Source organism: Bacteroides sp. AF34-31BH, assembly GCF_003602795.1.
In the GTDB taxonomy this organism is placed as follows: domain Bacteria; phylum Bacteroidota; class Bacteroidia; order Bacteroidales; family Bacteroidaceae; genus Bacteroides; species Bacteroides uniformis.
In genome coordinates, this window is sequence record NZ_QTLV01000019.1 from 21,728 (window position 1) to 31,461 (window position 9,734).

Sequence of the window (9,734 nt, forward strand, 5' to 3'; positions counted from 1 at the left end):
ATGCAACGCGGTGGATATATAGATGCAACAATGATGATTCTATAGAGGGAATATCCGGCCGATAAAGGGGGATGCGGAAAGGAAATATCCTCCTTGCTTGTCTAAATGAATCTTTCGTTTATAACCGAAAATCTAGCCTTTTTCGCAAACTTTTTAGGTTATGAACGAAAGAATGGATATACTTAGGAAGTACAATCTCTGGACAAGAGGAGATTTATATTTTCATCGACGAAGTGCAGCTCATCGAAGAATGGGAAAAGTCGGTCAATTCTTATTCGCAGGACTATACCGAGGAGTACGAGCTCTTTATCAGCGGCTCCAACTCACGGATGCTGTCCGGTGAGCTTGCCACGCTGCTTTCGGGGCGATACGTCCAATTTCCGGTATATCCCTTCAGCTATCAGGAGTATACAGAGATAAGGCATCTGGAACAGAACCGTGAGAGCTATATGGGCTATATGAATACGGGCGGAATCCCGGAACTTTTTGTCTTGCCCGAAAAGCAGGAGGTGCAGCGCAATTACTTGTCTGCCTTGAAGGACACCATCTTGCTGAAGGACATCATCCAACGCTACAGCATACGTGACCCCCGACTGCTTGAGGACCTTTTTGCGTTTCTTGTAGGCAATGCCTCTAATTTAGTGTCCATCGGCAACATCGTGAACTATTTCAAGAGCCAGGGCCGGAAGACGAGCTATGATGCCGTGGCTGCCTACATAGGCTATATCGAAGACTCGTTCTTGGCGTATCGTTGTGAACGCTTTGACTTGCGCGGAAAGGAAATACTGTCCGGTACGGCGAAATATTACATCAACGACCTTGCCTTTAAGAATTTCCTCTATCCCGGAACAGCCTATGGTGTGGGTTATAAACTGGAGAATCTTGTCTATCTGGAGTTACTCAGGGCAGGCTATGATGTCTATACCGGATGTGCCAAAGAGAAGGAAGTGGATTTCGTGGCACGGAAAGGCGACCGCACGGTTTATCTGCAATTCACTTATATGTTGGTTGACGAGCAGACGATGCGTCGTGAGTATGCTTCGTTGGAGTCGATACAAGATAATTATGAGAAACTGGTTGTTTCGCTTGATGATTTCTGTCTGCCATCCAATGAAGGAATACGGCATGTGCGGGCGTGGGAACTGCATGGGTTGTTGTAAAAGGTGCTGAAAGGCAGTAATATCCTTATATTTTTGACAAAAAGTAATGTTTCTGTAGATTTCTCTGCCGCACATGGTTGGGCAGAAGGACGAATTTAGGATATATTGTGGATATTGGGGTCATAAAGATGCGTTCTTCTTGCATATTCTTCCGCTTTTGTAGGGCTTTTATGCAGAAATTGGCTACACCTTTAAGCTAAAAGGGTGATTGCTTTTTACTAAAAGGGGTATTGCGTTTTAGTAAAACGGTTACTCTGTTTTAGTAAAACGTTCTTTTGCTTCTGCCTTTTCGGTGTATCCGGGCTTTCGGAGAGGTGATTCCGATTTATTGGAAGGATGTTCGTTTTGGTATAATGCTTATAACCTGATACTTACAGATTTTTGCTCTCATATTTACTGCTGCGTGGATAATAGACCGGAAATACGGGATTCTCGTGCGATAGAAAATACAAAGTGTCAGAATGACAAAATCATATTTATCTTCTGTAGGCATCAGCCTTAAAAATACTTTCCAATCTTTTTCTTGTTTTCATTCTTTATCGTTAAATTTGCCATCGAAGCAAGGAAGTGTCCTTAGCTTCAATGTTTTGTGAAATGATATTGTAAGAAGCGTTGTGCTTCATTCTTGTCTTTGAGAACCTGAGAAATTCATCAATGATACACAAGAATGGCATGGATTGCTCCTGCGCTGGTTTCGGCGTGGGTCTGCTGTCTGTTCATTGGTGTATCGGGTTTTCTCAGGACCTTCAAAGACGATGAATAGCATGCAGTTCCACGCTGTCTTTTTTTATATTCTCGGAGGAACGCGAGGACTAATATTATCTGGTTATGATTCTATTTAAAGTGAATTCTAAAAGTTCCATCTATGTGCGTTTGTTGTACTCAATGGCAGTCTTGTGCCTGTTGACCGCTTTGAGTAGTTGTTCGGATGATGATGCTCCGGCAGAGATTATCCCTAACCCTGATAGTGAGATTTACTTTACCAAAAGCTTGGATTTCACTTCGGATAGTGGCGAAGCGATTCTTTCTTTTACAACCAATAAAGATTGGTCGATAAATGTTTCACAGTCAGGCGGTGATGTCAGCTGGTGTACGGTGTTCCCCAATAAGGGAAAAGCCGGAGAAAACCAAGTCTTAGTTAAAGTAATAAGAAATGAAGGAGTCGATGACCGTAACGTGGTATTGAACTTGGCAGCCGGTGATTTGACTAAGAGTATCGTAGTAACGCAGAAACAGAAAGATGCCATCACTCTGACTACTGCAAAGTTTGAAGTAGATAAGAACGGAGGAGAAATCCAGGTGGAGGTAAAGGCAAATGTTACTTATGAAGTTGTTATTCCAGAGCAATATCAAAGCTGGATACGTGAAGGTTCTGGCTCCGGGCAAATAATTATGGGCGACAAAGGACATAATCAAATGCACGAATCTGCTACAAGAACTGACATGGATAGAACTATGCGGAAGTTTTACATCAGCAAGAGCGAGGAATATGACAAGCGCGAAGGAGAAATCATCTTCCGAAGCGGTGAATTGGAGGAAGTCTTGAAGGTGTATCAGACAGGAGGAGGCATTTTATTGTTGACTAAGAATGAATATACCGTTTCTGATAAAGGAGAACAAATTACCGTAGAACTGAACAGCAATTTTGACTTTGATGTGAAAATGCCGCAGGTAGATTGGATTACCACAACCGTAACGAGAAGTGTTTCCAGCCATACGCTTTATTATACTGTTACTCCTAATGAAACTTATGACAAGAGGGAAGCTGAAATCATCTATTATGATAGGAATGATAAATCTGTGGCAGATACGTTGAAGATTGTCCAGGTGCAGAAAGATGCGATATTGTTGTCGCAAAAGGAATACGATATTACAGCAAAAGGAGAGACTATAGAAATATCAGTAGAAACTAATGTCAATTATAATATACATATTGATGAAGAAAACTCTCAATGGATAAAGTTAGTGCAAAATGTAGTAACTAAAAGTTTTAAACAAGATAGGCTCTTTTTTCATATTGAAGAAAATTCAGAAGTAAAATCTAGAGTTGGAAACATTGTTTTTACTTCTATAGAGAGTACTTTAGCTGATACTATTCGGATTATTCAAGAAGCAAAACAAATAGAAGAAAAACATGTTAAGGTGTATGTTGAAAAAGCAGGTACACTAAAGAAATTATTAAATGTGGAGGCGAACTTAATAACTCATCTGGAGATAAGTGGTTTTATAAATGGTACTGATTTGCGTCTTATTCGCGAGATGGCTGGAATAGATTATTACGGAAATCCAACATTAGGGCAATTAAGAGAATTGGATATTGCTCAAGCTACTATCTGTTCGGGTGGAACAAATTATTCTCAATATGGTAGTAGTGTAAATATAGATAATATAATTCCTGGAGGTTGTTTTTCTCACACTAATCTCATTTCTATATATTTACCTTTTAATACAAAGAAAATAGAAGCTCAAGCATTTTTCTTTTCAGAAAAATTAGAAAATATTTCCATTCCAGATGACTGTAGAAGTATTGGTTGGGAATCTTTTAGCGCATGCAGTTTGATTTCTGTAAATATACCTAGGAACGTTTCTTTTATTGATAAATTGGCATTCAATCGCTGTTATAAATTGGTTTCAATCAATGTTGATTCAGAGAATCGTTGGTATGCTTCGATAGATGGTATGCTGTGTGATAAAAAGCAGGAAACCTTAATCTATTATCCTGCCGCAGGAAAGAAAATTATTAATATACCTAATACAGTAAAAGAAATAAATGAATATGCTTTTTATGATTGTATTTAGATAGGTGTAACCACCTGCAAGCAACGAGTATTGTCTATAATTAAACCATTGAATATCAACACTGTTTTAAATTTAACACTTCGCAGTTCATATTTGGTGTTCCGTCATTTTCCGCATATTTTTGTAACGTATTTCTATCGCGGTGAATGTACGGGACTTTTTTGTTGCCATAAAATCGCAGTCCGTTGACATCGGTTTACAACAGTTCACAAGGAGTGACAAGCGGCAGGACGAAATACGAAGACTGCCACAGATATTTACCCGGTTGACAACAGGTGACAATGATTGACTTCCGTTCACTCCCTGATGGAATACACAGAAAAGAGTGTTCAACATCAAACAAAGGGAAGAATGAAAGCAACCAAGAAATGTGCATTCTGTGGCAGGACATTCATAGCCAACAGTGGTATGCAGAAGTATTGCTCCGTGCATTGCGCCGATGAAGCCAAGAAAGCGAAGAAGAAGCGACAGCAGGATTTGCTCAATGCCGTAGAACCTGTTTTAGAGATACAGCGTCAGGAGTATCTCACCTTTTCAAAGGCTGCCATCCTAATGGGATGTTCGCGCCAGTACATTTATAAGCTCGTGGCACAAGGCAGACTACGGGCTTCACGCATCAGTAGCCGCATGGCATTCATACGCAGAGCAGATATAGAAAGGATGCTGGAGGACAACCCTTATAACAGGGTGATACCCGATATCCGACCAAAGAGAGCCACTTCTACCAATCAAAAGGAAACCGATAAGAAGTCTCAAACCAACGCTCCGGCTCCCGAAGAAATCCTCTCTTATATTTCCGGTGAGGAAGTCCTCTCCACTTATAAAGTGAAGCAGTCTTGGCTTTATACCACAGCCAAGCGCAACCAAATCCCTATCTGCAAGATTGCCGGAAAAAACTATTACAGCAAAAGCCATGTGGAGGAATGCCTCGGGCTAACCGTTGACATTGCCGCCATCACGGAATGGCTCACCACGGAACAGGTGTTTGAGGTGTACGGCATGAAGCCGACTGCCATCCACGCCTATGCTTACCGCCACAGCATCCCAACAAAAAAGGAATACGGAATCCTCTACTATTCCAAGACACACCTTGATGAGCTGCGCCAAACAGACCTGATGGAGGATGATCGTTATTGTACCGTGGAGTACGTGTCTGAAAAATACGGACTCTCCAAGGCGAACATCCATCATATCACCAAGGTACACAAAATCGAAAAGCATAAGGTCGGTGTCAAAAACCTGCTCCTCAAAGCGGACATAGAGCGTGTAATGGCAGAAAGAGCCGCCAAAGGATTGTGACCGATGATTATTATTGACCGATTATTGGTCAATTACCGTCATTATCTGCCACCAACGGCACATCATTCCATTCCTTTGCAGCGTGGAGAAAGTCTCCACCGAGTAATATCCATCAATAACAAAGAAAGATTATGGCAAACATTTGCAAGACCGTGAACCTTTACACACGGAAAATCAGAGGCGGCAAGATGCTGTCCTTTTTCCTCGACTACTATCCCGGCTTCCGTGACGAGGCCACCAATAAGGTGATGCGCCACGAATCGCTCGGCATCTACATCTATGCCCATCCCAAGACACAACGGGAAAAGGACTACAACGCACGGCTGACGGAAAAGGCGGAAGCCCTCCGTTGCCGAAGATATGAGGAAATCGTCAACGAGCGTTACGACTTCTTTGACAAGAACAAGCTGAACGGTAGCTTCATTGACTACTTCCGTACCTACGCACGCAAGAAGAACTCCCGTTACGAACAGGCATTCCTGCACTTCGAGCGTTTTGTGGGAGGCAAATGTACCTTTGGGGAGGTGAGCGTGGAACTGTGCAACAAGTTTCTTGAATATCTCCGTTCCACTCATCAGGTAGTCCACACCAACAGGAAGTTGCATACCAACACCATAGCCAGTTACTGGTCGGCTTTCTTAGGAACGCTCCACACCGCCCACCGTGACAAGAAGATAAAGGAGAACCCCTGTCCGTATTTGGAACGAGTGAAAACTATCCCGTCCGACAAGGTTGGATTGTCTGCGGAAGAACTTATCAGAGTGGCGGAAACGCCTTGCGAGATACCCGTTCTGAAAACCGCTTTCCTGTTCTCCTGTCTGACCGGATTGAGGAAGAGCGATGTAAAAACATTCTCTTGGGAAATGATACAGCCAGAAGCGGACGGCACGCTCTATCTTACCACCCGTATGCAAAAGACTCAGGAAATCGTCCACAACCCTATCGGTGAGGAAGCCCTGCAACTGATTGACGGAAACAGGGAGGGGTTGATATTTCCCGAGTTCAAGGACAGCATGACACAGGCTCCGTTCAAAAGATGGATGAAAGCGGCAGGCATTACCAAAGATATCACCTATCATGGGTCAAGGCACACTTTCTGTTCGCTGCAACTGGAAGCCGGAACGGATCCTCGAACCGTACAGGCTCTTGTCGGACACAAGAACCTCACCACTACCCAGTGCTATCTTGACAGCATAAACAGCAGGAAGAAAGAGGCTGCAAACCGCATCACGCTGAAACGTGCGACTGAGTAAAAACGCTGTCATCTATCCGATTAGAGTATGATTCTAAGTATGATATGTGTCTTAAATACTAATTAGTCGTAAATAATTGCCATTATCTGTACATTGTTTTGGCATCATCAAGAATCCCGTTGTAACTTTGTGGAGAACAACCGCCGACAAGGCGCAATAACAAGTAAGAGGATGAAAAATCAGAACACAATTATCAACACGGAGAACTGCCTTTTCTATGGCTTGCCCGGCATAGTCATGCTTGCCTTCTCTTTGATGGTTTCCACCCGAATCAGTGCGGATTTTGGAGGCGATGCCTTTGTAAAGACCATTTCCTTTTTTGGCTGCAATGGGCTGTTATGGCTGTTGTATCTCGCAGTGTGCCAATACCTGCTGGCGGACTTGGTTGAACTTGGTACTTTGATGACCAAGAGGAGGTCAAGGCAGACAAAGATAAACGAACCTGTTGTCAGCGAGATATTGGCAATAGAGAACAAGACAGATACGCTTTTGCCCGAAACCGAGCCGGAACTGGAAACGGCTACCATTGCAGCCGCAACAGAATCTGTTCCCGTTATAACCAATGAAGAATATCAAACCTATTGTGCAGACTTTGAACAAAAACAGCAGGACATCCGGCAGCCGTTTGTCAAGTCTATCCTTGATTACGTCAAACGGAAGATGGCACCTTTCACCACGGAAGAGAATCTGATTCTTCTCTGCGGAGAGATTGAAGCGTGGTGCAGCAACCCCTTATATACACCTCAAAGCATCACACTCAAACAGATTTCCAGCCCGAAAGACAGGTTGAAGACAGCGGACTTCAAACATTTTATCTGGAATATCGGTGTACGGCTCGGATTTGAGAACGGATATTCGGTAATGGTTCAAGCAGGATTCATCAAGAGCCTGTTCCATAAAGAACTGTTGGCTGTGGAAACCGAATCACTGGCCAGAAGCCTGACCTGTGACCCCAACAAGGGACACATCAAGATTGACAGGCCCAAGCAAATCGGAGACAATAGTTTCCACGTCTAAAAATCACATCATTTTTACACTTCATATAGGGAAGTCCGTCTTGGGCTTCCCTTTTCCGTTGTATGCCATTACGTGTAAATGGTTGCCGTTATCCTCCAGTTGCAAGACTTTTTAGACTACTTGCACTTCCCGTCTTTCCTTGATATTACGATTATTCTACGATTACCGTCAATAAATTGAATCACAGGTATATCATAGTATTCCTTTGCGGCATCAAACATTTTATAAATATGGAAAACGTAATCACATTTAACGACCTTCCACAGGTCGTGGCCGAGCTTCGGGATGAGGTTATCGGCATGAGACAGATGCTTGCCTGTCTGCAAAAGGGGAATACGGTACGTAAGGAGAACACACACCGCCCCATGTCGGTGGAAGATGCCGCCGAATATTTGAAAATACCGCTGCGCACCCTTTACATGAAATTGGGGAACGGCACCATTCCTGCCACCAAGCCGGGTAAACGGTATGTCCTCTATCAGGATGAGTTAGACAAATGGCTGGAGTGTAACCGCAAGAACCCGGTGCCGCTGACCGTTGAAGAAGAAAATGCGGCTGTCCTTGCTTCCAACAGACGTAAACCTGCTAATAGAAACTGGTAGTTATGGAAATGGAAGAAAAGAACGAAACCACGCGACAGCCTTTCAATGCGATAGCTGCCATCGGTGCGGAACTGGAAAGCCAAAGACAACAGGCAGAGAACGTGCCGACACAAAGCGGTATGTTCTCTGTCAAGACCGCCAACCTCACCATTCAGGAAGCTGCCAACCGCCCGAACCCAGTCCCGTTGTGGCTTACGCTATGGTATCAGGGTGAGGTATGCTGCCTGTTTGCTGACAGCAATCTTGGAAAGTCCATCTATGCTGTCCAGATTGCGGCTGAAATTGCGGAAACACACAAAGTACTCTACTTTGACTTCGAGCTTTCGGACAAGCAGTTCCAGTTACGCTACACCAATGAGACCATAGGGCAATGCCACCGCTTCCCGGAAGACCTGTACCGGGTGGAGATTTCAAGGGACTGCCTCTGCCCACAAGACGATTTCGAGAACACTTTGATTATGGAGATTGAAAAGTTGTCCGTGGATATGGGTTGCAAGATTCTCATCATAGACAACCTGTCCTATCTCTGCATGACTTCTGAAAAGGGCGAGGATGCCGGACGGTTGATGTCAAGGCTGATGGACCTGAAACGCAAACATGAGCTATCCATTTTGATATTGGCTCATACCCCCAAACGGCAACTGAATATGCCGATAACACAGAACGATCTTGCCGGGAGCAAGAAACTCTACAACTTCTTTGACAGTGTATTTGCCATAGGCAAGAGTGCGAAGGACGAGAACCTGCGATACATCAAGCAACTCAAAGTGAGGTACGGCAACTTCGAGTATGGAGGCAACAATGTGATTGTTTGTACCATTGAGAAAGCGGATGACTTTCTGCGGTTTATCACGCTCGGTCACGCGACCGAATCCGCACACCTCAAAGAGATTACGGAAGAAGAGCGGAACAGGATGAAGAGTGATGCCCGGTCGCTTCATTCGCAAGGGATGTCCTACCGTGAGATTGGCGAGAAGCTCGGCATATCCAAGACCACGGTCGAAAGGTACTGCAAGTCATGAACAGCACAGGATGTCCCGGTGTCCCACCTTTTTCCCCTATGGGGCGACAGGACACTAAGGACGGAAAGGGACACATGGGACAACGTGGAACGGGTGAGACAATATGGGACACTTGCCGAATCTCTGTTTTAGACACACCTATTTGTCTATGATGGAACTGAAAAACACAAGAATGATGTGTAAACCGATAATCTTGTTTTTCGTGTGCTGTCCCGGGGTGTCCCACCTGTCCCACTGTCCCGACCATCCTACCCGGAACGGGACATAAAAATGGGACACGAGGACAAGGAATCTTGATAAAAGTATAAAACGTTATGAGATATGGCATATCAATTAGAGAAATACAGGAATCGGGACAGCCGACACACGTGCCCAAAATGCGGAAAGCCTAAATGCTTCACCTATTATGTGGACGAGGATGGGCAACCGCTGGACAAATCCGTGGGCAGGTGCGACCATGAAAGTGAATGTGGCTATCACTACCCACCGAAGGACTTTTTTAGAGACCATCCCGACCGGGAAGTAATCGAGGTGTAGCTAACACTTGAAAAGGGACCCGGAACAACATTTAAAAAGTGCCCC

7 protein-coding genes and 1 pseudogene are annotated in these 9,734 nt (G+C 44.2%); all 8 read left to right on the top strand.

Annotation, left to right across the window (positions count from 1 at the left end):
* Positions 1–203 precede the first annotated feature (203 nt).
* Positions 204–1,160: pseudogene (locus tag DWZ67_RS19380) on the top strand (ATP-binding protein); the annotation flags it as partial.
* An 828-nt stretch (positions 1,161–1,988) separates the two neighbouring features.
* Positions 1,989–3,959: a BACON domain-containing protein gene (locus DWZ67_RS19385; protein ID WP_243635194.1), complete on the top strand. Its 1,971-nt coding sequence runs from the start codon at positions 1,989–1,991 to the stop codon at positions 3,957–3,959.
* 351 nt (positions 3,960–4,310) lie between these two features.
* The gene (locus DWZ67_RS19395) at positions 4,311–5,258 is read left to right on the top strand and encodes a helix-turn-helix domain-containing protein (protein ID WP_120139518.1); all 948 of its coding nucleotides are present in this window, start codon (positions 4,311–4,313) and stop codon (positions 5,256–5,258) included.
* Positions 5,259–5,389: 131 nt separating this feature from the next.
* Positions 5,390–6,511: a tyrosine-type recombinase/integrase gene (locus tag DWZ67_RS19400; RefSeq protein WP_120139519.1), complete on the top strand. Its 1,122-nt coding sequence runs from the start codon at positions 5,390–5,392 to the stop codon at positions 6,509–6,511.
* Positions 6,512–6,682: 171 nt separating this feature from the next.
* A complete protein-coding gene (locus DWZ67_RS19405; protein ID WP_120139520.1) occupies positions 6,683–7,528 on the top strand; it encodes a hypothetical protein in 846 nt (281 codons plus the stop codon).
* 230 nt (positions 7,529–7,758) lie between these two features.
* Positions 7,759–8,130, top strand: a complete 372-nt coding sequence (locus DWZ67_RS19410; RefSeq protein ID WP_120139521.1) for a helix-turn-helix domain-containing protein — start codon at positions 7,759–7,761, stop codon at positions 8,128–8,130.
* A 2-nt stretch (positions 8,131–8,132) separates the two neighbouring features.
* Entirely contained in the window at positions 8,133–9,152 is a 1,020-nt protein-coding gene (locus tag DWZ67_RS19415; protein WP_120139522.1) for an AAA family ATPase, read from the top strand.
* Between the two features lie 321 nt (positions 9,153–9,473).
* Positions 9,474–9,689 carry a PG0870-related protein gene (locus DWZ67_RS20000; protein WP_133302957.1) on the top strand — a complete coding sequence of 72 codons (216 nt, stop codon included), beginning with the start codon at positions 9,474–9,476 and terminating at the stop codon, positions 9,687–9,689.
* The last annotated feature ends 45 nt before the right edge of the window (positions 9,690–9,734 follow it).

Excerpts from the sequence above, each read along its gene's own strand:
- DWZ67_RS19405 (WP_120139520.1), top strand. The coding sequence starts at position 6,683 with ATGAAAAATCAGAACACAATTATCAACACGGAGAACTGCCTTTTCTAT.
- DWZ67_RS19385 (WP_243635194.1), top strand. The coding sequence starts at position 1,989 with ATGATTCTATTTAAAGTGAATTCTAAAAGTTCCATCTATGTGCGTTTG.
- DWZ67_RS19400 (WP_120139519.1), top strand. The coding sequence starts at position 5,390 with ATGGCAAACATTTGCAAGACCGTGAACCTTTACACACGGAAAATCAGA.
- DWZ67_RS19415 (WP_120139522.1), top strand. The coding sequence starts at position 8,133 with ATGGAAATGGAAGAAAAGAACGAAACCACGCGACAGCCTTTCAATGCG.
- DWZ67_RS19395 (WP_120139518.1), top strand. The coding sequence starts at position 4,311 with ATGAAAGCAACCAAGAAATGTGCATTCTGTGGCAGGACATTCATAGCC.
- DWZ67_RS19410 (WP_120139521.1), top strand. The coding sequence starts at position 7,759 with ATGGAAAACGTAATCACATTTAACGACCTTCCACAGGTCGTGGCCGAG.
- DWZ67_RS20000 (WP_133302957.1), top strand. The coding sequence starts at position 9,474 with ATGGCATATCAATTAGAGAAATACAGGAATCGGGACAGCCGACACACG.